26 protein-coding genes are annotated in these 25,194 nt (G+C 66.4%); 17 read left to right on the forward strand and 9 right to left on the reverse strand.

What is annotated here, in order from left to right; genetic code table 11:
* The first annotated feature begins 128 nt into the window (after positions 1-128).
* The 5 genes from AB0M74_RS30880 to AB0M74_RS30900 all read left to right on the forward strand — a co-directional run bounded on the left by AB0M74_RS30880 (position 129) and on the right by AB0M74_RS30900 (position 4,262).
* Positions 129-299 carry a hypothetical protein gene (locus AB0M74_RS30880; RefSeq protein WP_328403695.1) on the forward strand — a complete coding sequence of 57 codons (171 nt, stop codon included), beginning with the start codon at positions 129-131 and terminating at the stop codon, positions 297-299.
* Between the two features lie 134 nt (positions 300-433).
* Positions 434-1,144, forward strand: coding sequence for a PIG-L deacetylase family protein (locus AB0M74_RS30885; RefSeq protein WP_366529825.1), 711 nt, complete (start codon positions 434-436; stop codon positions 1,142-1,144).
* 283 nt (positions 1,145-1,427) lie between these two features.
* Entirely contained in the window at positions 1,428-2,591 is a 1,164-nt protein-coding gene (locus tag AB0M74_RS30890; RefSeq protein ID WP_366529826.1) for a nucleotide disphospho-sugar-binding domain-containing protein, read from the forward strand.
* Positions 2,592-2,655: 64 nt separating this feature from the next.
* Complete coding sequence (locus AB0M74_RS30895) at positions 2,656-2,850, forward strand: DUF3046 domain-containing protein (protein WP_366529827.1); 195 nt, start codon at positions 2,656-2,658, stop codon at positions 2,848-2,850.
* A 98-nt stretch (positions 2,851-2,948) separates the two neighbouring features.
* Positions 2,949-4,262 (forward strand): phosphotransferase, encoded by a 1,314-nt coding sequence (locus tag AB0M74_RS30900; protein ID WP_366529828.1) that lies wholly within the window; start codon positions 2,949-2,951, stop codon positions 4,260-4,262.
* A 2-nt stretch (positions 4,263-4,264) separates the two neighbouring features.
* Here the strand turns inward: AB0M74_RS30900 and AB0M74_RS30905 are convergent, their stop codons facing one another.
* Positions 4,265-4,780 (reverse strand): CGNR zinc finger domain-containing protein, encoded by a 516-nt coding sequence (locus AB0M74_RS30905; RefSeq protein WP_366529829.1) that lies wholly within the window; start codon positions 4,778-4,780, stop codon positions 4,265-4,267.
* A 190-nt stretch (positions 4,781-4,970) separates the two neighbouring features.
* On the opposite strand from AB0M74_RS30905, the gene AB0M74_RS30910 reads away from it, so the two are divergent.
* Positions 4,971-5,420 (forward strand): nuclear transport factor 2 family protein, encoded by a 450-nt coding sequence (locus AB0M74_RS30910; protein WP_366529830.1) that lies wholly within the window; start codon positions 4,971-4,973, stop codon positions 5,418-5,420.
* Between the two features lie 206 nt (positions 5,421-5,626).
* Here AB0M74_RS30910 and AB0M74_RS30915 read toward each other — a convergent pair whose 3' ends face one another.
* A complete protein-coding gene (locus tag AB0M74_RS30915) occupies positions 5,627-5,851 on the reverse strand; it encodes a hypothetical protein (RefSeq protein ID WP_366529831.1) in 225 nt (74 codons plus the stop codon).
* Between the two features lie 815 nt (positions 5,852-6,666).
* Here AB0M74_RS30915 and recA point away from each other — a divergent pair.
* A complete protein-coding gene (recA, locus tag AB0M74_RS30920) occupies positions 6,667-7,713 on the forward strand; it encodes a recombinase RecA (protein ID WP_328403677.1) in 1,047 nt (348 codons plus the stop codon).
* Positions 7,714-8,050: 337 nt separating this feature from the next.
* The gene (gene recX / locus AB0M74_RS30925) at positions 8,051-8,650 is read left to right on the forward strand and encodes a recombination regulator RecX (protein WP_366529832.1); all 600 of its coding nucleotides are present in this window, start codon (positions 8,051-8,053) and stop codon (positions 8,648-8,650) included.
* A gap of 225 nt (positions 8,651-8,875) precedes the next feature.
* Here the strand turns inward: recX and AB0M74_RS30930 are convergent, their stop codons facing one another.
* From AB0M74_RS30930 to AB0M74_RS30955, 6 genes are all read right to left on the reverse strand, one after another.
* Positions 8,876-9,298: an NUDIX domain-containing protein gene (locus AB0M74_RS30930; RefSeq protein ID WP_366529833.1), complete on the reverse strand. Its 423-nt coding sequence runs from the start codon at positions 9,296-9,298 to the stop codon at positions 8,876-8,878.
* A 152-nt stretch (positions 9,299-9,450) separates the two neighbouring features.
* On the reverse strand, positions 9,451-10,350 hold the full coding sequence (locus AB0M74_RS30935) for an amino acid ABC transporter permease (RefSeq protein WP_366529834.1): 900 nt from the start codon (positions 10,348-10,350) through the stop codon (positions 9,451-9,453).
* Positions 10,347-11,021, reverse strand: coding sequence for an amino acid ABC transporter permease (locus AB0M74_RS30940; protein ID WP_366529835.1), 675 nt, complete (start codon positions 11,019-11,021; stop codon positions 10,347-10,349). Before AB0M74_RS30940 ends, AB0M74_RS30935 begins: the two co-directional genes overlap by 4 nt.
* A gap of 145 nt (positions 11,022-11,166) precedes the next feature.
* Entirely contained in the window at positions 11,167-12,003 is an 837-nt protein-coding gene (locus AB0M74_RS30945) for a glutamate ABC transporter substrate-binding protein (protein WP_366529836.1), read from the reverse strand.
* Positions 12,004-12,051: 48 nt separating this feature from the next.
* Positions 12,052-12,780: an amino acid ABC transporter ATP-binding protein gene (locus AB0M74_RS30950; RefSeq protein WP_366529855.1), complete on the reverse strand. Its 729-nt coding sequence runs from the start codon at positions 12,778-12,780 to the stop codon at positions 12,052-12,054.
* Positions 12,781-12,959: 179 nt separating this feature from the next.
* Complete coding sequence (locus AB0M74_RS30955; RefSeq protein ID WP_366529837.1) at positions 12,960-13,595, reverse strand: HD domain-containing protein; 636 nt, start codon at positions 13,593-13,595, stop codon at positions 12,960-12,962.
* Positions 13,596-13,716: 121 nt separating this feature from the next.
* Between AB0M74_RS30955 and AB0M74_RS30960 the strand changes: the two genes are divergently transcribed.
* From AB0M74_RS30960 to AB0M74_RS30970, 3 genes are all read left to right on the forward strand, one after another.
* Positions 13,717-14,757, forward strand: coding sequence for a helix-turn-helix domain-containing protein (locus AB0M74_RS30960; RefSeq protein ID WP_366529838.1), 1,041 nt, complete (start codon positions 13,717-13,719; stop codon positions 14,755-14,757).
* A 5-nt stretch (positions 14,758-14,762) separates the two neighbouring features.
* Positions 14,763-16,298: a tRNA (N6-isopentenyl adenosine(37)-C2)-methylthiotransferase MiaB gene (miaB, locus tag AB0M74_RS30965; RefSeq protein ID WP_366529839.1), complete on the forward strand. Its 1,536-nt coding sequence runs from the start codon at positions 14,763-14,765 to the stop codon at positions 16,296-16,298.
* Positions 16,299-16,566: 268 nt separating this feature from the next.
* Entirely contained in the window at positions 16,567-17,160 is a 594-nt protein-coding gene (locus tag AB0M74_RS30970; protein ID WP_366529856.1) for a hypothetical protein, read from the forward strand.
* A 60-nt stretch (positions 17,161-17,220) separates the two neighbouring features.
* On the opposite strand, the gene AB0M74_RS30975 is transcribed toward AB0M74_RS30970, so the two are convergent.
* Positions 17,221-18,603 carry a DUF349 domain-containing protein gene (locus AB0M74_RS30975; protein ID WP_366529840.1) on the reverse strand — a complete coding sequence of 461 codons (1,383 nt, stop codon included), beginning with the start codon at positions 18,601-18,603 and terminating at the stop codon, positions 17,221-17,223.
* A gap of 276 nt (positions 18,604-18,879) precedes the next feature.
* Here AB0M74_RS30975 and AB0M74_RS30980 point away from each other — a divergent pair, with 276 nt between their 5' ends.
* The 6 genes from AB0M74_RS30980 to AB0M74_RS31005 all read left to right on the forward strand — a co-directional run bounded on the left by AB0M74_RS30980 (position 18,880) and on the right by AB0M74_RS31005 (position 25,162).
* On the forward strand, positions 18,880-19,665 hold the full coding sequence (locus tag AB0M74_RS30980; RefSeq protein ID WP_366529841.1) for a hypothetical protein: 786 nt from the start codon (positions 18,880-18,882) through the stop codon (positions 19,663-19,665).
* A complete protein-coding gene (gene miaA / locus AB0M74_RS30985; protein WP_366529842.1) occupies positions 19,662-20,600 on the forward strand; it encodes a tRNA (adenosine(37)-N6)-dimethylallyltransferase MiaA in 939 nt (312 codons plus the stop codon). The genes AB0M74_RS30980 and miaA overlap by 4 nt, the downstream gene beginning before the upstream one ends.
* Positions 20,597-21,436, forward strand: a complete 840-nt coding sequence (locus AB0M74_RS30990; protein WP_366529843.1) for a TrmH family RNA methyltransferase — start codon at positions 20,597-20,599, stop codon at positions 21,434-21,436. Before miaA ends, AB0M74_RS30990 begins: the two co-directional genes overlap by 4 nt.
* A 57-nt stretch (positions 21,437-21,493) precedes the next feature.
* Positions 21,494-22,375, forward strand: a complete 882-nt coding sequence (gene dapF, locus AB0M74_RS30995; protein ID WP_366529857.1) for a diaminopimelate epimerase — start codon at positions 21,494-21,496, stop codon at positions 22,373-22,375.
* A gap of 201 nt (positions 22,376-22,576) precedes the next feature.
* Entirely contained in the window at positions 22,577-24,088 is a 1,512-nt protein-coding gene (gene hflX, locus AB0M74_RS31000) for a GTPase HflX (protein WP_366529858.1), read from the forward strand.
* Positions 24,089-24,259: 171 nt separating this feature from the next.
* Positions 24,260-25,162, forward strand: a complete 903-nt coding sequence (locus AB0M74_RS31005) for a lysophospholipid acyltransferase family protein (RefSeq protein ID WP_366529844.1) — start codon at positions 24,260-24,262, stop codon at positions 25,160-25,162.
* Positions 25,163-25,194 lie beyond the last annotated feature (32 nt).

Genomic DNA, 25,194 nt, shown 5'->3' on the forward strand with positions numbered 1-25,194 from the left:
GTCAGGGTGAACCCTGATCTTCACCCGGATATCGGTGCTGACCTGGTGATTTATTGTCAGCGGGCTGCCAGGATCGAGGAGTCGGGTCGCCGGACGGCGATACGCATAAGACCTGTTGGAGGCTGGCAATGTTGTGGAAGATCATCGGTGTCGTCGCGGTCGTCTGGATCGCGTTGGCGATTATCGGCGCACTCATCAAAGGTCTGTTTCCGATCCTGGTGATCAGCGCCGTGGTGTTCGGCCTGTACCTGCTGTACAAGGCGGTATCGGGCTCGGATAAGTCCGTCACCAAGCTGTAGTTCGGGTCGCTGCGCCGTCGAGGGGCCGGTGCAGCAGCGGTGCCGCGAGTGGCTGTAGGGCGGCGCAGGCCGGTGCGCCGGGAACTCGGAGCGGGTGCGGCCGGATCGGCAATTCGAATGCTTGAATGTGTGCTGTGGAACAGCTTCCGGAGGATTGGCAGTGCGGGCTGGTGATCGTCGCCCACCCCGATGACATCGAATACGGCGCGGCTGCGGCCGTGGCCCGCTGGACCGGCCAAGGAAAGGACATCAGGTATGTCCTGGTGACCTCGGGCGAAGCCGGGATGGCCGGCATCCCACCTGCCGAGGCAGGCCCCCTGCGCGAGGCCGAAGAGATCGCCTCGGCCAAGGTTGTCGGAGTCCACGAGGTCGAGTTCCTCGGGCACCCCGATGGTCGCGTGGAGGAAAATCTGGCCTTGCGCAGGGACCTGGCGGCCGCAATCCGGCGTCATCGGCCGGAGATGGTGGTGTTGTTCAACTTCGGGGACACCTGGGCTCCCGGCTATGCCAACAGTGCCGACCATCGAGCGGTCGGCCGCGCGGGCCTCGACGCCCTTTCCGATGCAGGCAACGAGTGGATCTTTCCCGAACTTTCCGGCCTCGCGCCGTGGTCACCACGGTGGGCGGCGGTAGTCGGGCCGAGCGCCACCCATGCTGTCGACGTGACCGACACCCTCGATCAGGCAGCGGCCTCGCTCGCCGAGCACCGCCGCTACTTGGAGATCCTCAGCCCCGAGCCGGTCGCCGACCAGGTGCGCGCCGTCATCGAGATGGCGACAGGCCCGAAGGAAGGCTTCCCGGCCGCGCACGCTGTCGGTTTCGAGCTCTATTACTTCCGCGGCTGACATTCGATCCGGCTTGCGTCGGCGAATCCTCGGATAGACCTGGGGCAGTACTTCCGCGCATTCCTGCGGTCCGGCATGTCCCAGACATCGTGACACCCGGTCAGCGAGCTCATCAATTCGTCCGTGGTGGACACGGCGCCTGCATCCTCCCATCCCGCCTCAATGGTCTAGACCGTGGTCGCAGGCGATGCCGTGTGGTGCGGCATCCGATGATCGACAACTGTGTGAACACGGGGCCCGACGGGCCCGCTCGGCGTGATCGCGGGTGTGGCAGGCTGGGCGAATGCGTGTTGCCGTAGTAGCGGGACCGGATCCAGGTCATGCGTTCCCGGCGTTGGCACTGTGCGAGCGATTTCTGGCGGCCGGCGACGAGCCCGTGTTGTTCACCGGGCCACGGTGGTTCGACGTCGCGCGGGAAGCGGGCATTCCGGTGCGCCGCCTCAAGGGCCTTGCGCCGCGGGCCGACGACGACGACGCCGACGCCGGGCAGCGGATTCATGAACGGGCCGCACACATTTCGACGGAGATCCTGCCGGATCTGAGCGCCATGCTGCCCGAATTGGTGGTGTCGGATGTGCTCACCGCGGGTGGTGGCATGGCCGCCGAACGTCTGGGGGTGCCCTGGGTCGAGCTTTCCCCACATCCGCTCTATCTGCCGTCGAAAGCATTGCCGCCCATCGGGAGTGGACTCGCACCGGGGGAGGGCATGCGCGGCCGGTTGCGCGACGGAGTGTTGCGCACCCTGACTGCGCGGGCCATTCGCAACGGTCAGCGCCAACGTGAGCAGGCCCGCGAGGGCGTTGGGCTGCCCGCCACCGACCCGGGCCCGGCCGCCAGGCTCATCGCCACCCTGCCCGCACTCGAGGTGCCGCGCCCGGACTGGCCGGAACACACCCACGTGATCGGCCCGCTGCTGTGGGAGCCGACCAGCGCGATCCTCGAACCGCCGCCCGGCGACGAACCGCTGGTGATGGTCGCGCCCTCGACGGCGCATACCGGTGTCACACGCATGGTCGAAACCGTGCTGGAGGCGCTCGACGGTGCGGGCGTTCGGGTCGCGATCTCCCTGCTGGACTCCCCGCCCACCGATTTGCCGTCATGGGTGACCGCGGGCCTGGGTCGCCAAGACCAACTACTCACCCGCGCGGCCGCCGTCGTGGGCGGCGGCGGCCATGGCTTGCTGGCCAAATCCCTGCTCGCGGGCGTCCCGATCGTCACGATCCCCGGTGGCGGCGATCAGTGGGAACTGGCCAATCGCGCCGCCCGCCAAGGTAGTTCGATCCTGGTTCGCCCACTGACCGCCGACGCTGTCCGCTCGGCGGTTCTCGACCTGCTGCACACCCCTGGTTACACCGCGGCGGCCCGGTCTGCCGCCGCGGGCGCCGCCACCGTCGCCGACCCGATCGCGCGCTGCCGTGCGGTGTTGGACGAGGTGCGAGCCCAGTAGCGCACGGGTCGAGGACCCGCGGGCGGAGCGCACCGGATCGGAGGGCGCGAGTATCTTGAACCCGGTGCGGTTGACTGAGTTTCAGGAGCTCTTGCACACCGAGTTCGGTGTGGCCCGTGGTGATGCCCTGCTCACCGACCATGTGATCCCGTCGTTGGGCGGTCGGACCGGTGCCGCCGCCATCGACGCGGGGGTTGATCCCCGGGACGTGTGGCGGGCGCTGTGCGCGGACTTCGACGTGCCGCGCGGCCGATGGTGACCGGCCACCCGAGCGGGCAGACGCAGCCTACCCGCGGTCCTGCGCTCGGCCCGAACGCAGCTGTGGCCCCCGGCTACCCTTTCGACGGGCGGTTGCACATGGCCGACACCGATCGTGAGCACCTGGCGGCGCGGGTGGCGGCGGTCCGACCCACCGGCTATGTCGAATGGCAGCAGACCGGGATCGACCTGTTGCTGCTCGGGCGATACGAGGACGCACTCGATCATCTCGACCGGGCATTGCAATGTGCCGACACCGAGCGACGGCGGGTCGCGGTGCTGATCAACCTCGGTGACGTCTACCGGTATCAGGGCGATGCGGTGACCGCTGAAATCCTCTACCGGCAGACGCTGGAGCTGGCCCGAACCGACGTGCCGGAAGTGCTGTCGTTCGCGCTCCAACACCTCGGCACCGTGCTTGCCGAACAGCACAGGCTCGACGAAGCGCGCACACTGTTGGCGGAGGCGTTGGCGCTGCGCAGCGCCGAGGCCGATTCCGAGCTGGTCGAGTCGACGTGCGCGACCTTGGACGCCCTGGACGAGCTGCCCATTGCCCTGCCTCCCGCAGTGGCCGCACTGCTCGGTGCCGCACCGGTCTGGTCCGACGATCACGAAGGGCTCAGCGGCGGGGTCTCGTTCGTCGACAACGCGTACTGGGTCAAGCGGGGCCCGCTGGCGGTGGCCGAGCATGCGCGCCTGAACTGGTTGCGCGACTACGGGATTCGACTGCCTGATGTGGCCGTGTTCGACGGAGATGTACTGGTACTCGCCGACGCGGGCGTGCCGAGTCTCGCCGCGCGCGCGGCGGACGGCGAGCGTGCTGCTGCCGACATCGGTGCAGCGGCAGAGGGCGGTATTCCCGAAGGCGGGGCTCATGCCGCGGCCGAGGGCGTTGCGTCGGCCGGAAGCGAGGGGGTTCCCGGCGGATATCCTGTGGCCGACAGCTCGGCCGTGGGCAGGACGGTAGGGGCGCTCATGGGTGCGGTGCTGCGCAGCCTCCACAGCATCCCGATTGCCGAGTGCCCGTTCGATGGCCGACTCGATTCGATGTTGACCCGGGCCGCCCGCCGAGTACTCGAGTGTTTGATCGATCCCGAGGACTTCGATGAAGACCATGAGCATCTGGTCCCCGAACAGATACTGGACCGACTCCGCACACAGCGCCCCGACGAGCGGGATCTCGTGGTCGCCCACGGCGACTTCACGCCGTCCAACGTGCTCGAAGGCGGCATTCTGATAGATGTCGGCGACCTCGGTGTCGCGGATCGGTATCGCGATCTTGCGCTGGCCGAGCGTGATCTACGGGAAGACTTCGGCGCCGACGAGGTGCGGGCGTTCTTTACCGCCTACGGCCTGGTCGAGCCCGATCGGCGACGCCTCGACTACTACCGGCTGCTCGACGAACTCTTCTGACCTCACCCCTTCTTCGCGTAGTGGCGTGCGGCTTTGGCGCGGTTTCCGCAGGTCGCCATCGAATGCCAGCGCCGGGTGCCGTTTTTCGAGGTGTCGTAGAAGAAAAGCACGCAGTCGGGGTGGGCACACTGGCGGATGCGGTCGGGGGCTTCGGCGATCAGGCGCAGCAGGTTGTCGGCGGCCAACCAGGCGGCGAGCCAGGCGGGGTCCGCGACGTCGTCGACGTCGGTGGGGCCGCTGCCGGTGAGGGTGCGCCGGACGCGGCCGTGTTCGAGCACATCGTTGAGCCCGGAGGCGGTGCGGTGCTTCACGACGTCGTAGATCGCGGTGCGCGCGGCTAGTACCGCTTCCAGCGTCCGTTGGTCCGCAGACGCACGGTGGGCAAGTCCCGCCGAGTCGAGCCAGACGCCCAGTCCGGCGGCATCGGTCAGTAGGTCCTGTGGTCCGTTCTCGATCCACCTCGTGTTCAACAGGTCGAGTGCCAGCGGTTCACCGAGGTGGGGGCGTGGATCGAGCATGACTGAGGGTAACGAGCCTTTGTGCTCTACCAAGGCAACCACCGCCGTTCTAACCGGATAAATTCATTTTACAGGTTGACCCGGCTGCCTAATGCAGCTAAGTTCTAACTGATCAAACAAGGAATGGCAGTTGGACATTTCCGGGGGATCGCGATCCTCACGGCAGTCAACACCCGAGGAAGGAGTCGTCATGCGACCCCCACTACCACCCTTCGATCGCGAATCCGCCGAGGTCAAGGTCCGTGCCGCCGAAAATGCCTGGAACACGCGCGATCCCGAGCGTGTCGCCGCCGCCTACACCGAGGACTCGGTGTGGCGCAATCGCGACGAGTTCTTCACCGGCCGCACGGCGATCGTGGAGTTCCTCACCAGGAAGTGGTCCGTCGAGAACGGCTATGCGCTGCGCAAGGACCTGTGGGCCTTCGAAGGTAACCGCATCGCGGTCCGCTTCCAGTACGAATGGCACGACGAGTCGGGTCAGTGGTGGCGCAGTTACGGCAACGAGCAATGGGAGTTCACACCCGAAGGCCTGATGTCGCGCCGCGAGGCGAGCATCAACGATGTCCGCATCGCCGAATCCGATCGCCGCATTTTCGGCCCGCGGAAAGAAGGCGACGACTCGGTCCAGCCGCAGCAGTAGCGGAAGCGCGACATCTGCGCGTCGAAATCTCATGCGCGGCAGCATTTATCGACGCTGACGACATCGCAGGCGGCACACCACGACCGTGCCGGGAACGGCCGCCGAGCGGATCGCGGCACTGCATCGCGCCCGCCCGATCGACCGCATGCCGGGAAAGGCGTGATCGCGAGCTGTTGGCTCCCGATCACGCCTTCTGTGCCGGCAGGTTATCGTGCGGCGACTGCCGTGCGATCGTCCCGCTCTGCCCCGGCAACCGTGTGCTGCCGGTGGAACAGGGCGAACGCGATCAGCCCGAACACGATGCTGACGACGGCCGCCATCTGGAGAGTCGCGTCGAGCCCATCGACGAACTGCGCTGGTGTCATCCGCTGATCGGCGTCGGTGACCTCGCGGAACACGGTGCCCAGCCGCGACAGACTGTTGCTGCACACACTGCCCCAGGCCAGCCAGGTGACCGGGCTGATCGCACACGAGGTGATCCATCGGTTCCCGCTCGACCGGGAATGGCCGCATTACGGCCACCTGCTCAGCGGCGTGCAGTTGCGTCAACTCGGTCCGTGCGGATCGACGGCCGACCGGATCGGGCCGGAGACTCCGGTCGACCTTTCGGTGCAGGACGAGGCGATGCTGCAGATCCTCGGCCGCACGGCCGCGCGCCGTACGCGCAGATCGCCGCCGAAATCGGCTGGACGGCAACGCGAGTGGCCCGCCGCATGGCCGGGCTGGTCGAATCCGGGGTGCTGTACCTCGACCTCGACTTCGCGATCGAACGGATGGGATATGCCGTGCGGGCGGCACTGTTGCTGCGCACCCCGCCCGCCGATCTCGAGGCGACGGGCGCCGCGATCGCGGCGCACCTGGAAACGGTATTCGTCGCCACGACCACCGGGCCTACCAATCTGATCGTTTCGATCATGTGCAACGGCACTGCGCACCTCTACCGCTATGTCACACAGCGGCTCGGCGCCCTCGACGGAGAATGCTGCTGGAAAGTGACCGGATTTCCTTGGTGCGGTGATCGGACTTCGGATCGGATCACATCGATGTCCGGTGGACCCGTCACGGCTCTTCCTCGCTTAACGGGCAGGTTGCCAGGGGAGGGGAAGCCGGATCGCGTGTCACCGGGCGCGTCGCTTGACTCGAACATCTGTTCGTCTAATGTTGGCGCCAGAACTTGTCGGTGCCGCCCTCTAATGTGGGCGCCAACCAAGAACGAAGACATACCCGGCGAAAAGGGGATCAGGACATGGCACCACAGGCGTATGACCGCGACAAGGCGCTCGAGATGGCGTTGGCTCAGGTGGAGAAGAGCTTCGGTAAGGGCGCGGTCATGCGTCTCGGCGAGGAGGCCCGCCAGCCGATCTCGGTGATCCCGACCGGTTCCATCGCGCTGGATGTGGCCCTCGGTATCGGCGGGTTGCCGCGTGGTCGTGTCGTGGAGATCTACGGCCCGGAATCCTCGGGTAAGACGACCGTCGCGTTGCACGCGGTGGCCAACGCGCAGGCGGCAGGCGGTGTCGCGGCCTTCATCGACGCCGAGCACGCCCTCGATCCGGAGTACGCCCGCAAGCTCGGCGTCGATACTGACGCCTTGCTCGTCTCGCAGCCGGACACCGGTGAGCAGGCCCTGGAAATCGCCGACATGCTGGTCCGCTCCGGCGCGCTGGACATCATCGTCATCGACTCGGTTGCCGCGCTGGTGCCGCGCGCCGAGATCGAGGGCGAGATGGGTGACAGCCACGTCGGTTTGCAAGCCCGTCTGATGAGCCAGGCGCTGCGCAAGATGACCGGTGCGATGAGCAACACGGGTACCACCGCCATCTTCATCAACCAGCTGCGCGAGAAGATCGGCGTGATGTTCGGTTCCCCCGAAACCACCACCGGCGGTAAGGCGCTGAAGTTCTACGCCTCGGTGCGCCTGGATGTGCGCCGCATCGAGACACTCAAGGACGGCAGCGACGCGGTGGGCAACCGCACCCGCGTCAAGGTGGTCAAGAACAAGGTGTCGCCGCCGTTCAAGCAGGCCGAGTTCGACATTCTGTACGGCTTCGGTATCAGCAAGGAAGGCTCGCTCATCGACATGGGTGTCGAGCACGGCTTCGTTCGCAAGTCCGGCTCCTGGTACACCTACGACGGTGACCAGCTGGGTCAGGGCAAGGAGAATGCCCGCAAGTTCTTGCTGGAGAACACCGATATCCGCGACGAGATCGAGAAGAAGATCAAGGAAAAGCTGGGCATCGGCGCAGATGTGACCGCAGCCGATGCGGTCGCCGAGGTGCCGGCCGATTTCTGATCCGATGAACGGCCGACGCACACCGCAACGCTCCGGTCCGGCCGCGCCCGATGCGACGCGGCCCGACCCGGTGAACGAAACGCGACGTCGGCTCCACGAACTCCTGTCCGCTTCCGGCCGTTCCGCTGATCCGGTCAACACTGGATCGCGACCGCACGAGCCCGGATTCGGGCGACTCCGGTCGGCTGAAGGTGGTTCGGCCGATCCGGACACAGGAGGAAGCTGGTCGAGCGCGCTCGAACCGCAGCGGGCGCGCTCGGCCGGGTCCACGTCCGAGCGTGGACGGGCGAAAGTCACCTCATCGGGCGATTCTGATCGTTCAGGAAGCCGATGGGATATGGATCCGGTGGCGGCCGGATCCGAGCGGGGTCGATCGGAGCCGAGGCAGGCCGGCGCGCGCCGATCCTCGTCGGAACCCACCCTGCCGGGCGGGACGGTCGAGCAGGCAAAGGACGCAGGTCTGCGTCTGCTCGCCGTCCGCGCCCGCAGCCGCGCAGAACTCGCACAACGCTTGGCCGCCAAGGGATTCACACCCGAGGTGACCGAAGCCGCCCTCGACCGTCTCGCCGAGGTCGGCCTCATCAATGATGCCGCCTTCGCCGAAGAGTGGGTCCACGCCCGCCACACCTTCTCTGGCAAAGGCAAACAGGCCCTTGCCCGAGAACTCCGCCATAAGGGCGTCGCGCAGTCCGACGCGGCCCCTGCTTTGGACGCCATCACCTCGGACGATGAAGAATCCCGCGCCGTCGAACTGGTTCGCCGCAAACTCCGCTCGATGCCGGTACACCTCGACCGCGACAAAGCGATTCGCCGCCTCGTCGGTATGCTCGCCCGTCGCGGCTACAACCAGTCCATCGCCTACCAGGTGGTAAAAGCCGAACTGGCAAGCCACGGCGCAACCTCCGACATCGAAGACCTCCCTGATTCGTTCGATTAGCGCCGGCAGTTTCTGTACCCCTCGACAGCTCTGCGCAGCGACCTCGGTGAAGTCGGTCCTCGGTCCGGGGATGTCGCGCGGCCGCTCGACGGGATTCACGGCGGCACAATAACGGTCACGGTGCTGATCGACACATGCCGGTGCGAGGCCGCAATGCCGCCACTGGGTTCGGTGGTTTACCGGTTGTGTCCGGTGACCTCGCTTCGGATCGGGCCATGGCCGTAATCAGCCGTGCCAACCGTGCCAGAACGACTGCGCGCCGCCGGCGATGACGCCCTTCAACGCGCTCGGTCGCAGGTCGGTCGTCGACAGCTGGTTTATCGGCAACCAGGAGAATTCGAGGTGATCTTCCTGGCTGACGGGGACACCTTCCACCTCAGCGGCGAACACCAGATTCACCTCATGACGGGTGATCGATTCGTCGTCGACATATCCGTGCTCGACGACACCGACGAGGCCGAGGATCCTGCTTGCCGTTCCGAGTTCTTCCGACAGTTCACGGACCAGGGCTGACTCGACAGACTCGCCGCGCTCGACATGGCCACCGGGTAGGAACGCCCATTTCTTGCCCCGTGCGCGGGCCACGAGCAGCCGGTCGCCGTCGCGGATGACTGCGCGGGCGATGATTTCTATTGTCGCGGAACTCATCTGGACTTTCGATGTTGGATGTCGCTCGTATGGCCGGTAGGTGATTTTCCAACAAAGGTGCGCCCGAGCCGGTTACCGCAGCGAGCGCCGCAACTTCGGCTCGACGGCCCCGGTTCGGGTCAGGCAGTCGTCGAGCACCGTCGAATCGAGACTTACGGCTTGTTGGTGATATCCATGCCGGGTGTGGCGTCGGTGAGGACCGAGTCGGCAGGCAGGACCGCTGCGCCCTTGGCCCGCTTGCGCGAGCGCAATCGCTGCTCCAGCTTGTTCGCCACGAATGTCAGCGTGCTGTTCAGCAGAATCATGACGATCGCGACAACGATCAGTGCGGGCACCGTATTCCGTTCGGCCGCACCGAGCTGCGAGCCCTGGCGCACGATCTCCAGGTAGGTGATCTGGTAGCCGAGCGCCGAGTCCTTCAGCGCGACAACCATCTGCGAGATCAATGCCGGAAGCATCGCGGTGATCGCTTGTGGCAGCAGGATCAACCGCATCAGCTGCCCCTTGCGTAGGCCCAGCGCCACTGCGGCCTCGGTCTGCCCTTTCGGTAGCGACTTGATCCCCGCGCGCACGATCTCGGCGATAACCGAGCCGTTGTAGACGGTCAGCGCGATCACGACGGCCGCCAGGGCAAGCTGATCGACCTTGAACAACTTGTAATCGGAGAAGATATAAAACAGGAAGATCATCAGGATCAGCACGGGAATAGACCGGGCCACCTCGACGATCGCCCCTGCCACCCAGCGCACCAGACGGTGATCCGACAGCCGCAGGATGCCGAAGATCATGCCGATCACCAGCGCGAACACAATCGAGAGCAGCGCCGCGACGAGGGTGCCCCGCAGGCCGGGCAGCAGGTAGGTCGTCCAGACGTCGGCCTCTATGAACGGCTTCCACTTCTCCGCGGTGAACTGTCCCTTGTCGGCGAAGCCGCGGTAGAACACCCAGCCGATCGCGAGCGTGGCGATAACGGCGATGACGGAATAGATCTGGTTGCGGATGCGGGTCCGGGGACCCGGCGCGTCGAAAAGAACCGAAGCACCGGTACTCATCGGGCCACCTCGAATCGCTTGGCGAGCCAGCCGAACAGTAGGCCGGTCGGCAGGGTCAGGATCACGAAGCCGAGTGCGAAGATGGCGCCGATAGTGATCAGCGCGGCCTCGTTCTCGTTCATCTTGGCCATCAGAGTCGCGGCCTCGGCGACGCCGATCGCCGAGGCGATCGTGGAGTTCTTGGTGAGTGCGATCAGGACGCTGCCGAGCGGCGCGATGACCGAGCGGAATGCCTGTGGCAGCACCACGATGCGCAGATTCTGCGTGAAGGTGAAGCCCAGGGAACGGCCCGCCTCCGACTGGCCCATCGGCACGGTGTTGATGCCCGAGCGCAACGACTCGCAGACAAAGGCCGCGGTGTAGATACTGAGTCCCAGTACGGCATACCGGAAGTTGTTCTGCGCCAGTGAGTTCGGGCCTTCCGGAGCCAGCTTCCAGCCCATGGTGGAGTAAAGGCCCAGCGAGCAGAACACGATGATCAGCGTCAGCGGTGTGTTGCGGAAGATGGTGACGTAGGCGCTGCCGAGGAACCGGGCGACCGGCACGGGCGATACGCGCATGGCGGCGACGAATGTGCCGAAGACCAGGGCGAGGACCGCGGACGACGCGGTCAGCTTGATGGTCACCCAGAAGGCTCCGAGGACGTCATACCTCGAGATCAGGTCGAACACGGCGGATGCGTCCCTCCGATCGGGGTCGGTGCGCGAGGCCGGAGACATCCTGGCCGCGCGATATGCAGGGCTTGTAGCGGCGGTGAAACGTCCCTCAGCACGTCGAGGGACTGGGTGGCCCTTCCGGACCACCCAATCGGCAACCTCAGTACCGGTTCACCGTCGGCGGCGTCGGGGCCTGGTAGCCCGAGGCACCGACCGTCGTGTCGAACGCCTTCTTCCAAGAGCCGTCGGCAATCATCGCCTCGATTGCGTCGTTGACCTTGTCGCGGAGTTCCTTGTCGCCCTTCTTCACGCCGATGCCGTAGTTCTCTGTGGTGAACGGCTTACCGACGACCTTGTAGGAACCAGCACTCTGCGCGGCATAACCGGCCAGAATGATGTCGTCGGTGGTCACCGCGTCATACGAACCTGCCGAGAGGCCCTCGAGGCACAGCGAGTAGGTGTCGTTGGTCTGCAGCTGAGTGTCGGGGTAGTTCTTCTCGATGTTCTGGGCGGGGGTCGAGCCCTTCACCGAGCAGACCTTCTTCCCCTTCAGATCATCGGGCCCGTTGATGCTGCTGTTGTCGGCCTTCACCAGCAGGGACTGGCCCGCAATGTAGTACGGCCCGGCGAAGTCGACCTTCTCCTTGCGCTTGTCGTTGATCGAGTAGGTGGCGACGATGTAATCGACCTGTCCGTTCTCGATCAACGTCTCGCGCTGGCCGGACGGGGCTTCCTTGAAGGTGATGCTTTCCGGCTTCACTCCGAGCTTGCCTGCGACGTATTTGGCGACTTCGATATCGAACCCGCTGTAGGAGCCGTCCTTGTTGCGCAGGCCGAGGCCGGGCTGGTCGAACTTGATACCGATGGTGAGTTTGCCGTCCTTGGCGTTGTCCAGAGCGGTCTTGCTGTCGCCTCCGCCACAAGCGGCTGCGGTCGCGGCGGTCAGCGCCAAGGCGATCGCCCCGACACCGATTCGAAGCGCACGGTTGATCCTCATCGAGTTCCTTCCCTCATATGGTTTTCGATGGCCGTGATTGTCAGATGGTCAGTGACTCAATATTTTCCCGAGGAAATCCTTCGCACGCTCAGATTTCGGCGCGGTGAAGAATGCCTCCGGCTCGGCATCCTCGACCACCTGTCCGTCTGCCATGAACAGCACCCTGTTCCCGGCACGACGGGCAAAACCCATTTCGTGGGTGACCACCAGCATGGTCATCCCTTCTTTGGCCAACGACACCATCACATCGAGCACCTCCTGGACCATTTCCGGGTCCAGTGCGGAGGTCGGCTCATCGAACAGCATCACCTTAGGGCTCATGGCCAGCGCGCGCGCGATGGCGACGCGTTGCTGCTGGCCACCCGACAACTGCGCCGGGTACTTGTCGGCCTGGTTGGCGATGCCTACACGTTCGAGCAGCTCCATCGCCCGGGTGCGGGCGTCGCTCTTGGCGATCTTGCGGACCTTGAGCGGCGCGAGCATCACGTTATCGACGATGGTTTTGTGCGCGAACAGGTTGAAGGATTGGAACACCATCCCGACATCGGCGCGCAATGCGGCGAGCGCGCGGCCCTCGGCAGGCAACGGCACACCGTCGATGGCGATATCGCCGGAGTCGATCGGCTCCAGCCGGTTGATGGTGCGGCACAGCGTCGATTTCCCGGACCCCGAAGGGCCGAGAACAATGACGACCTGTCCCTTGGGAACTTCGAGATTGATATCCCGCAGCACATGCAGCTCACCGAAGTGTTTATCCACATTGCGCATCGAGATCATCGGCGCACTGGTGGCGGCGCTCTTATCCCCGGTCGTGTCGGCCCCGGTCGTGTCGGGCGCGGCGGCGGCGTCGGTCATGCATCAAGACCTTAAGCGGAAAATGTAAATTTGCCCGAGTTTCCGCGACACACCGCCCCGCCACGCCGAATCGACACGTGCCTGTAACCTTCCGGTCGGCTTTACTCGGGCCAGTCGGAGCCCTCGATCACCGCGACGAAATCGGTCCGCTCGAAGCCGGGTACGAATCGGGCGAGCACGTCGGCTTTGACATTGCCGAAGGTGGTCTGCGGCCGATCCTCGATGCCGTGTGTGAACGCGGCGAGAATGCGCTTCTTGAAGTCCGGACGTGGGTGCACGGCAACTATCGCCTCACGAAGGTCGGCGGGCAGATCGCGGTAGCCGACCCCGAGGACATCGAGTTCGACACCCGCGGTGACCAATGCGATCTCCGGCCGCATCCAGTACGGGATCTCCGGTGTGGTGTGCAGCGCGATGGCATCCCACACCAGCCGCACCGACTCCTCCGGAATGCCGTGGGTGCGCAGGAACGCCGCGGCCTGCTCGGCACCGTCGATCTCGAATCTGCGATCGGCGGTGCGGTACTCGTCGGTCAACCCGAGGTCGTGGAACATCGCGCCGATGTAGAGCAGCTCCGGATCGAAGTCGAGGCCGCGCCGGGCGCCCTGCCAGGCGCCGAACAAGTAGACGCGGCGGGAATGGTCGAACAGCAGGTCGTCGGTGGCGTCGCGAACCAGTTCGGTGGCGGCGGCGGCCAGACGGCTGTCGGGGATGACGATATCGGCGATGCGGGTCATGGCGACTCCTCGTGTCGGTGGTTCTCGTCATCGAGTCTTGTTGCGACCGAAGGCCGGGGCCATGTCCGTGTGGACAGGTATCCCTCGAATTCGGCCATCAGTACACGAATAGGCTTGTGGTATGTCTCGCACGGTTCGTCACATAGTGTTCCTCGCCTACAACGGCGTGCGGCAACTCGACATCACCGGACCACTGGAAGTGTTCGCGACCGCGCGTGACCTCGGGGCGCGGTATCGCTGGTCGGTGTGCTCTGCGGACGGCGCGGACGTGACCACCGCGACGGGTCGACTCGCTGTCGACGGCCGGGTCGAGCGCACCCCGATCGACACCGTGGTGGTCCCGGGTTCCGCGGATCTGCCGCGCAACCGAATTCCCGCGACTCTGCTGACAGATCTCGCCGTACTCGCTCCCCGAGTGCGCCGGGTGGCCTCGGTATGCACGGGCGCGTTCGCCCTGGCCGAATCGGGCATACTGGACGGCCGCCGTGCGACCACCCATTGGCGACATGCCGCCACACTGGCGCACCGCTATCGCGCCGTCCGCGTCGAGCCGGATGCCATACACGTTCGAGATGGACACGTGCTCACCTCCGCGGGCGTGACCGCGGGCATCGACCTCGCCCTGGCGATGGTGGAGGAGGACACCGGCGCGGCCCTTGCCCGCGAGGTCGCCCGTGACCTGGTGGTCTTCATGCAACGCCCCGGCGGACAGTCGCAATTCTCTGCCGCGCTGCGCACGCCGCCGGTCCGCCACGACCCGCTGCGCGGGGTCGTCGACGCCATCGCCGCCGACGCCGCTGCCGACCATTCCGCACCAGCCCTCGCCGCACGCGCGGGCCTGAGCATCCGCCACCTGACCCGCCAGTTCCATGACCAACTCGGCACAACCCCCGCCGCATACGTCGAGTCCGTCCGTGTCGAGGCCGCACAAGCCCTGCTCGCCGCGGGCGCAACAGTCACTGACACGGCCCTGCGCACCGGCTTCGGCAGCGACGAATCGCTGCGGCGCGCGTTCGGTCGTCGCCTCGGCATCACCCCCTCGGCGTACCGCGCGCGCTTCCGCACCACGGCCAACGGCACAGCCGGGACCGATGCCGCCGGCCCACTACACCCCGAGGCGCGCAACGGCGCGGATACCGTCGGCCTTACCCTGGATAGGTGAATTCGATGGGCCAGGTAGAGGGAGCGGTTCGCAGTTACGAGGTGCGTACCTTCGGCTGCCAGATGAACGTGCACGATTCCGAGCGTTTGTCCGGTCTGCTGGAGGACGCGGGATACGTGCAGGCCGCGCCCGGAGCGACGGCCGACCTGGTGGTTTTCAATACGTGCGCGGTTCGTGAGAACGCCGACAACAAGCTCTACGGCACCCTCGGCCACCTGGCTCCGATCAAAGCCGAACGGCCCGGTATGCAGATCGCGGTAGGTGGCTGCCTCGCGCAGAAGGATCGCGACACGGTCGTGCGCAAAGCGCCCTGGGTTGATGTGGTCTTCGGCACCCACAACATCGGCTCGTTGCCGGTGCTGCTGGAGCGGGCCAGGCACAACCACGAGGCGCAGGTGGAAATCCTGGAATCGCTCGAGGCGTTCCCCTCCACGCTGCCCGCCAAGCGGGAGTCCGCGTACGCGGGCTGGGTGTCGATCTCGGTGGGCTGCAACAACACCTGCACCTTCTGCATCGTGCCATCGCTGCGTGGCAAAGAAGTCGACCGTCGCCCCGGCGACGTGCTGGCCGAGGTGCAGGCGCTGGTCGATCAGGGCGTGCTCGAGGTGACGCTGCTCGGGCAGAATGTGAACTCGTACGGGGCTTCCTTCGCCGATCCAGACGAACAACGTGATCGTGGCGCATTCGCCAAGCTGTTGCGCGCGGCCGGCCGGATCGAAGGTCTCGAGCGCGTACGTTTCACCTCCCCGCATCCTGCCGAGTTCACTGACGACGTGATCGAGGCGATGGCGGAGACGCCCAATGTTTGCCCGCAGCTGCATATGCCGCTGCAATCCGGTTCGGACCGAGTGCTCAAGGCGATGCGTCGCTCCTACCGCAAGGCGCGCTACCTCGGCATTATCGAAAAGGTCCGTGCGGCAATGCCACACGCGGCGATCACCACCGACATCATCGTCGGCTTCCCGGGCGAAACCGAGGAAGATTTCCAGGAGACCCTGGACGTGGTGCGCCAGGCCCGCTTCACCAGCGCCTACACCTTCCAATACTCCAAGCGACCCGGTACGCCCGCCGCCGACATGCCCGATCAACTGCCCAAAGAGGTGGTCCAGGAGCGCTACGAACGGCTCATCGCACTACAGGAGGAAGTCTGCCTGGATGCGAACCGCGAGCTGATCGGCACCGAAGTGGAGCTGCTGGTCGCCGAGGGCGCGGGCAAGAAGAACGCGGCTACCGCACGCATGAGCGGCCGAGCCCGTGACGGCAGGCTGGTGCACTTCCGGCCGCCCGTCACGGAATCGGGCAGCGTAGAGGCGATTCGGCCCGGCGACATCGTCACCGTCGACATCACCGGCGCGGCTCCCCACTATCTGATCGCCGACGGAACGGTGCGTACCCATCGCCGCACTCGTGCGGGGGATGCGCATGAGCGTGGCGTCATGCCGAAGACCGAACCGATCGGAGTCGGCCTCGGTCTGCCTCGCGTCGGCGCCCCGGCTCCGGAACCGGCCGCCGCGGGCTGCTCGACCGGCTGTGGCACATGAGCGTGTACCGCGAGGCGGCGGCATGAGTGGCAGGCCGGACGAGAGCAGCGACGCGACGCCGGGACCCGAGGGTGTGGATCCCGCGTCGGGCCGCGGCGTGGACGGTGCGAATCCCGTTCCGGCCGACGGTGAATCGGACCCTGCCGCCTCGGATTCGGCGGCGAATACTACCTCACGTAGTGGGTCGGCTTCCGGTCTCGGACACACCGATGGCACAGTTGACCCGGGCAGTGCCGACCATGATGACGCCGAACGAAACGAGGGCTCAGTGAATTCGGTCGAGAGCAGCAAAGACTTCGAACAATTCCGCGACGACCTCGACGCTGTCGAGCGTCGCGTCGCCGGTGAGATCGATCCGGGCATTCGCGCCATGGTTGTCGCGGGCGCGGTGTTCGTGCTGCTGGTGTCGCTGGTACTGCCGCACGCGGGCACCGCACGCGGCTTCGATGTCCTGCTCGGCACCAGCACTGCGAGCTTCGAACACATCGGCCTGCCGTCCCGGATCTTCGTCTGGTTCGTCGTCATCTTCGGCATCGGTTTCTCATTGCTCGCCTTGATGACCCGCCGCTGGGCACTGGCCTGGATCGCGGTCGCCGGGTCCGCCATTGCCGGTGCCTTCGGCGTTTTCGCCATCTGGCACCGCCAGACCCCCGGCGTCGGCGGCCCCGGCGGCGCCAACTACTACGGCGCGGGCCCCGGCATCGGACTGATCCTCGGCGCACTCGCCGTCATTGTGCTGACCTTCCACTGGGTGCGCGTTGTATGGAGCCGCACCGCACTGCAATTGGCCGCGGAAGAGCAGCGCCGCATCGCCGCGGCCGCCGCGGAAGAGCGCGACCGCCGGCGCTTGATGGGGGAGTAACCCACCCGACCCGCCGGATGGCCGTTCATCCCATCGGTTCGACCGACAGCCTTCCCCGTGTCAGAGGTTGCTGACGGCGCCCTCTGCCGCCTCGGCCCATTCACGCCACTGTTTGGCCTGTTCCATGGCTTTCTCGGCGTCACGCTTGTTGCCCGCCGCGGTCGCCTTGGCCGCCTGCTCCTCGTATTGCGCTACCCGCTCACGGAACTGGGCCGCCCTGGCCATCGCCTCCGGATCGGTGCGGCGCCACTGTGCGTCGACAGCGTCGCGGACCCGCTTCTCGATCGCGCGCAGTTTGCCTTCCAATTCCTGGATCCGCTCCCGCGGCACCTTGCCGAGCGCATCCCACTTGTCCTGGAGTTCGCGCAGCGCGTTGCGTGCGGCATCGAGGCCGGTGGCCGGATCGATGTGCTCGTAGGCGCGCAGCAGCTCTTCCTTGGCGGTGGCATTGTGCTCGAACTCGGCGTCGCGTTCGTTGACGGCGGCATTCCGGGCGGCGAAGAACACATCCTGGGCGCTCTTGAACCGTCGCCACAACGCCTCGTCGGCCTCGCGCGGCGCGCGGCCCGCGGCTTTCCATTCGGCTAGCAGGTCACGGAACACACCCGCGGTGCCCACCCAGTCGGTAGAGCCCGAGAGTTCCTCGGCGCGCACACACAGTTCTTCTTTGCGCGTCTTCGCGGCCGAGCGTTCTCGATCGAGCTCCGCGAAGTGCGCACCGCGGCGGCGGTTGAACGCCTCGCGGGCCTTGGAGTAGCGCTTCCACAGCGCGTCGTCGACCTTACGATCCACCCCGCGGATGGACTTCCACTCGTCGAGGATCTCGCGCAGCCGATCGCCCGCGGCCTTCCACTGGGTGGACTCGGTAGCGATCTTCTCGGCCTCGGCGCACAGCGCTTCCTTGCGCTCGGTGTGCTCGTGCCTGGCCTTTTCCTTCTCCTCCTTGGCGTGTGCCGCCGCCTCTTCGGAGTGCTCGGCGATCGCGGCGAGCCGGCGGGACAGGCTATCGATATCGCCGATGACCGCTGCGGTGGGCAGTGACTCGGCAATAGTGATTGCGGCCGCCTTGGTCTTGCGAGCATCCGCGCCCGCGGCCAGTCGCGCCTCCAGCAATGCCACTTCGGTCGCAAGGTCGTCGAAGCGGCGACCGAAGTGCGCAAGGCCTTCGGCCGCGTCACCGGCCTGCCAGGAGCCGACGATGCGATCGCCGTCGGCGGTCTTCACCCAGGCGGTGCCGTCCTCGTCGACGCGGCCCCAGACGCTGGGGTCGCTGGAGGTCGGGACGACCACGGGGTGCGGGTGTTCGCCGGGCGGCGCCTTGATGGCATGCGGCTTGGGATGAGCCTGTGCGGCGCCCGGCTTGGGGGCGCCGGGCTTCGGGACGTCCGAGGGGCGCGGTGTCGTGCCGGGGGTGGCCTTCGCGGTTCCGTTGCTGTCCGTCATTGCTCCTCGTCCCTGCCGCGCGTCACGGCTGCCTGGTTACGCCCTAGCTCATCCCATTGAACCCGGTTCGAGCCCTGCACACTATCGATCGACGTCCTCACGCGGGTGATTCCCAGGGAATGCAACCCGTGATGACCTGGGTTGTAGCACCTCGAACACTATCAATCTCGGCCGAGTTTGCGGCAGAGACACTCGAACCCGACCGGCCGCGGGGTCGGCCGGAGGCCGGTACCCGCGGTGCATGGCGCCGGTATTGCGAACGACTACGGTTACGTCGTGTTCTCCATTGCGGCCCTGGTCCCGTCGCCGCCGATCCTCGTGCCCGAGCTCTGTGGCGGTGTCGCGCGCGTGACCGGGGCGGATCCCGTCGGTGTGCCCGCCGAGCTGCGTGCGGCGGCTCTGGAGGCCGCAGGTGCTTTGACGGTCGCACAGCGCTGGCTGGTGATCGGAGCAGGCGCTGCCGACGCGCAGCTCGCACCCGACACCCTCGGCACCTTCCGCGGATTCGGGGTCGACACCCGGGTTGCACTATCGAATCCAGCCCTCTCGACAAGGTCCGCTGGAGATATGCCCGACCCACAACTTCCGCTGCCAGCCCTGATCGCTGGATGGTTGCGTGGACAGGTCGCGCCGACTGCGGAGGCATCGGCCCGCATAGTCGCCGCGGATACCTCGTCGGCCCGCTGCGCCGAAATCGGCGCCGAGCTACGAACGGTGCTCGACAACGCACCCGAACCGCTGGGCGTGTTGGTGATCGCCGACGGCGCGGCAACACTGTCCACGGCCGCACCCGGCTATCTGGATACCCGCGCCGCCGCCGTCCAGGACGATCTCGATCGCGCATTGGCCGCGGGTGATCGGGCCGGGCTACTCGCCCTGGATCCGGCGTTGTGCACCGAGCTGGCGATGTCGGGGCGGCCCGCCTACCAGGTACTGGCCGGGCTGTTCGCCGCCGATCCGAGCGATCCGGAGGTCGAGACGCTCTACCAGGACGCGCCTTTCGGCGTCGGATACCAGGTGAGTGTGTGGCGCCCGGTACGGGACCAGGGTGATGCGCGGTGACTATCACCCCGATCGCCGTCGTCGGCCCCACTGCCACCGGCAAATCGGATCTCGGCCTCGACCTCGCCGAGCGACTCGGCGGCGAAATCGTCAATATCGATGCGATGCAGCTCTACCGCGGCATGGACGTGGGCACCGCCAAACTCGCGCCCGGTGAGCGTCGCGGCATCCCGCACCACCAGCTCGATGTACTCGACGTGACCGAGACCGCCACCGTGGCCGCCTATCAGGCCGCCGCAATCGCGGATGTCACTGCGATCATCGCGCACGGGCACACGCCGATCATCGTCGGCGGTTCGATGATGTATGTCCAAGCACTGCTGGATGATTGGGAGTTTCCCGCCACTGATCCCGAGGTCAGGGCGCGCTGGGAGACCTTGCTCGCCGAACAAGGCTTGGTCGCGGTGCACGAGGCGCTGCGGGCGGCCGACCCCGCCGCCGCGGCGACCATCCTGCCCACCGACGGCAGGCGGATGGTGCGCGCACTCGAGGTCGTCGAACTCACCGGCCGCCCGTTCGCGGCCTCGGCGCCCGCCATCGGCGAACCGCGCTGGGGCACCGTGATCATCGGCGTGGATCGCGATACCGCCGAACTGGATGCGCGTATCGAGCGGCGCACCGCGCTGATGTTCGAGTCCGGACTGGTCGAGGAGGTACGCGGCCTCATCGATGTCGGCCTGCGCGACGGCGTGACCGCCCGCCGGGCGATCGGCTACGCACAAGTCCTGTCCTACCTGGACAACGAATACGACCTGAATTACGCGCAGGAACGCACCCTGATCGGCACTCGGCGTTATGTCCGGCGTCAGCGCTCATGGTTTCGGCGAGATCCCAGGGTGCGCTGGGTGAACGGCGCCGACCCCGAGCTCCTCGCCACCACGCTGTCGCTGCTGCCCTCGCACCCTCTCGACAACACAGAACGGACTCCGCAGTGACAAGACGTGTGAGTACCCGCAATGCCTCGGTTCAGGTCTGGCAGGCATACCTGAACAATCGCACCAAACGCCACCGTGACAGCCGATTTCTCGTGCAAGGCGTGCGCCCGATCACCCAGGCGATCGCCAACGACTGGCCACTCGAGACAGTGCTCTACCGGCTCGGCGCGCCCGAGCTGTCGAGCTGGGCGCGTGAACTCCTCGACACCAGCGGTGTGCCGCAGGTCGGCTTGGTGCCGGAGCTGATGGCCGAACTCGGCGAAAAGGCAACCGGCATACCGGAATTGGTGGCCGTTGCGGTATCGCGGCAGCCCGGGCTGGATACCTTCGAACCCGGTGAGCCCGGTGACACCGCACCGCCTGTGGTGGTTGTTTTCGACCGCCCCAACTCGCCGGGCAACCTCGGCACCCTGATCCGCTCGGCGGACGCCTTCGGCGCGAGCGGTGTGATCGTTACCGGCCACGGCGCCGACCAATACGACCCGCAGGCCGTCCGCGCCTCCACCGGCTCGCTGTTCGCCGTGCCGGTCTATCGGGCCGCCGGCGCCGCGCAGGTGCTCGAATTCCGGGACCGGCAGGTGCAACGCGGCATCCCTACCCGCATCGTCGGTACAGACGAAGACGGCGCGAGCGCGGTCTTCGACCACGACTTCACCGAAGCGACCATTCTGGTGATCGGCAACGAGACCAGCGGCATGAGTGCGGCGTGGCAGGATGCCTGCGACGACATGGTCTATATCCCGATGGGCGGCACCGCCAGCTCGCTCGGGGCACCGTCGGCGGCAGCGGCCACGCTGTACGAAATTTCCCGCCAGCGCAGGACGTTTGTCAGATGACGCACGCGCGATCAGTCGCCGAACACACCGAACAGGGAGAATGAGAACGTGGCGGACATCGAATTTTCGAAAGGGCACGGCACCCAGAACGATTTCGTGGTGCTGCCCGACCCGGAGGTTCGGCTGGAGCTGACCCCGGAGCGGATCGCCGCGTTGTGCGACCGGCAGCGTGGCCTTGGCGCGGACGGGGTGCTGCGCGTGGCACGCGCAGGCGCACTGCGCGAGCGCGGCGTGCTCGACCGGATCCCTGACGGCATCGACGCCACGGACTGGTTCATGGACTACCGCAATGCCGACGGCTCGATCGCGGAAATGTGCGGCAACGGCGTCCGGGTTTTCGCGCACTACCTGGCCACCAGCGGCCTGGAATCGCGTACGCAGTTCGTGGTCGGCAGCCGAGCCGGGGCGCGCCCGGTCACCGTGCACGCCGCCGACCCGGTCAACGGCGATGTCACCGTCGATATGGGTGCGGTCCGTGAACGGGGTCCTTCGACGGCCGCCATCACGGGTTGGGCCTTCGCCGGAATCGGGATCGATGTCGGCAACCCGCATCTGGCCTGCGTCGACCCCGGTCTGTCGGTCGACGCACTGGCCAAGCTCGATCTGACCGCCGCACCCGGCTACGACCCGGACCTGTTCCCGCACGGCGTCAACGTCGAGATTGTCACCGCGCTGGATGCCGACAACTCCGTCGACATGCGGGTCTACGAGCGTGGTGTCGGTGAAACCCGTTCCTGCGGAACAGGAACGGTCGCCGCTGCCGCCGCGGCACTGGCGCACTCCGGATTCAGGATCGCCACCGATAGCGGCGAAGTCCGGGTCCGGATCCCGGGCGGCGAGGTCACCGTTACCCTCCGCGGCGGTTTCGCTCAGCTGCGCGGCCCGTCGGTGCTCGTCGCCTCCGGCCGCATCGCCGCAGGCTGGTGGCAGGCGCTCTGAAATTCCGGCCCGGCGCGGCGGCGCAATACTCGGATGCGCCATGTCGGTGGATCGTGGGACCATGGACCTTGTATGACGAAACAAGAGACGTATGAATTCACGCCGGCAGCCGACGATGACGACTTCACCACGGCCGCCGATGAGGCGAACTTCGACGAAGTCGACGACAACGGTGACGTAGTAGCCGAGCACAAGGCGCGCATGGCGCGTTCGGGCTGGACCCGGGAAGCCAAGTCCGCGGACCCGACAGTCGGTGAGATGCAGCTGCAGGACCGCAGCTCGCTGCGTCGTGTTGCGGGTCTGTCCACTGAGCTCACCGACATCACCGAGGTCGAGTACCGGCAGCTGCGCCTGGAGCGAGTCGTGCTGGTCGGCGTCTGGACTTCGGGCAGCACCGTGCAGGCCGAAGCGAGTATGGCCGAACTGGCGGCGCTCGCCGAGACCGCGGGTTCCGAGGTACTCGAAGGCCTGATTCAGCGCCGGGACAAGCCGGACCCGGCCACCTACATCGGTTCCGGCAAGGCCGACGAACTGCGCGCTGTCGTCCTGGAGACCGGCGCGGATACGGTGATCTGCGATGGTGAGCTCACTCCCGCGCAGCTGACCGCGCTGGAGAAGGTCGTCAAAGTCAAGGTGATCGACCGGACCGCGCTCATCCTGGACATCTTCGCGCAGCACGCGACCTCCAGTGAGGGTAAGGCGCAGGTCGCCCTGGCCCAGATGGAATACATGCTGCCGCGCCTGCGCGGCTGGGGTGAGTCCATGTCCAGGCAGGCCGGTGGCCGGGCGGGCAGCAACGGCGGTGTGGGTCTGCGCGGTCCAGGTGAGACCAAGATCGAAACCGACCGTCGCCGTATTCGCGAGCGAATGGCCAAGCTGCGCCGCGAGATCCGTGAGATGAAGACCGCGCGTGACACCAAGCGGGCGCGCCGAAATTCCAGTGGCATCCCGTCGGTCGCGATTGTCGGCTACACGAATGCGGGCAAATCCAGCCTCATGAACGCACTGACCGGTGCCGGCCTGCTCGTCCAGGACGCGCTGTTCGCCACGCTCGATCCGACCACCCGGCGCGCCGACCTGGATGACGGCCGCGAGGTCGTCTTCACCGACACCGTCGGTTTCGTGCGCCACCTGCCGACCCAGCTGGTCGAGGCATTCCGCTCCACCCTCGAAGAGGTGACCGGCGCCGACCTGCTGCTGCACGTTGTCGACGGCTCCGACTCGCTGCCCGCCGAACAGATCAAGGCGGTCCGCGAGGTGATCACCGACGTGATCAAGGAGTCCGGCTCGGCCGCGCCGCCGGAGCTGCTGGTGGTCAACAAGATCGACGCGGCCGACCCGGTGGAGCTGACCCGGTTGCGTGGGGTGCTGCCCGACGCGGCCTATGTGTCCGCCCACACCGGCGCGGGCATCGCAGCGCTGCGCGAGCGGCTGGCCGAGGTCCTCGGCGGACTCGATGTCGAGGTCAGCGTGCTGCTGCCCTACACCCGTGGCGATCTACTCGCCCGCATTCACGCGGACGGTCGGATCACCGCGTCCACCCATGAAGAGGGCGGCACCCGGGTGCGGGCACGAGTGCCGCATGCACTGGCCGCGGCCTTGTCGGAGTACGCCCACGCTGGGTCCGCCACGGAGGTCTACGGCGTTCCCGAAACCAACGGATATGCCGAGACCGATGGACATTCGGAGACGAACGCCCTGTCTCAGGATTGATCGTCGCAAGGCGGAACCGAGGTGTGACGTAACACTCACCGTTCTGTTGTGCGAGCGTGCGCAGCCCGCCGACCATCGGTCGGCGGGTTTTGTGCATTCCGGGTACACAACCGATGCGGTGCAGTCGATTTCGTTACGATATTGTCGTCGAATCGACATCAGGAGGGTTCCATGTCGCACGACAACTCCGGCTCGGCCGTTTCCGGCAATCGGCCATCCGGTGACTCGTCGCACACTGGCGTGCTCAGTGACGGTGCGCCGCTTTCGGTTTCACTGACCGACAACGATCTTCGGGTGCTCGACACCCTGCTCGCGCCCCTGCGCCTTTGGACGAGCCCTCGCTACTACGGCCTGGAGAACATCCCTGCCGGCGGCCCGGTGCTGCTGGTCGGCAACCACAACCTGATGGGTGGCATCGACGCACCGCTGCTGCTGCCGGAAATTCTGCGCCGTCGCGGCAGGCTCATTCGCGGCCTCGCCGAGAACGTCCTCATGTCGGTCCCCGGTGTGCGCGAATTGCTGCACCACTTCGGTGCTGTTCGTGGTAATCGGCGCAACTGCCTGGCGCTGCTGGCGCGCGGTGAGGCCGTCATCGTCTTCCCGGGTGGTGGTCGCGAGGCGGTGCGCCGCAAGAACGAGAAGTATGTCCTGAAATGGGAGGGCAGATCCGGATTCGCGCACATGGCGATAGAGGCGGGCGCGCCGATCGTGCCGGTGGCGATGATCGGCGTCGATGACGCCTACGACATCGTCTTCGACGGCGATCATCCCGTGCTGCGCCCGCTGCGCTGGGCGGTCGAGGCTCTTGGTCTCAGTAAAGATCTGACTCCGCCGCTTATTCGTGGCATCGGGCCCACCGTGTTGCCTCGACCGGAGCGCTTCTACTTCTCGGCGGGTGCCCCGATCGATCCTGCGCCGTGGCGCGACGCGGTCGACAAGCATGCTGCCGCAGTGGAATTGCGCGATGTCGTGCGCAAAGAGCTGGAGGAGGAGCTGAAATTCCTCTTCGCCGAGCGAGAGCGCGACTCCGGCCGAACCCTCGTCGGTCGGCTGCGTGGCTTGTTGAATCGTTGACGGCAGGGCCCCACCTGCACTGTCAGCAAATT

This window comes from Nocardia sp. NPDC051463, assembly GCF_040681975.1.
In the GTDB taxonomy this organism is placed as follows: domain Bacteria; phylum Actinomycetota; class Actinomycetes; order Mycobacteriales; family Mycobacteriaceae; genus Nocardia.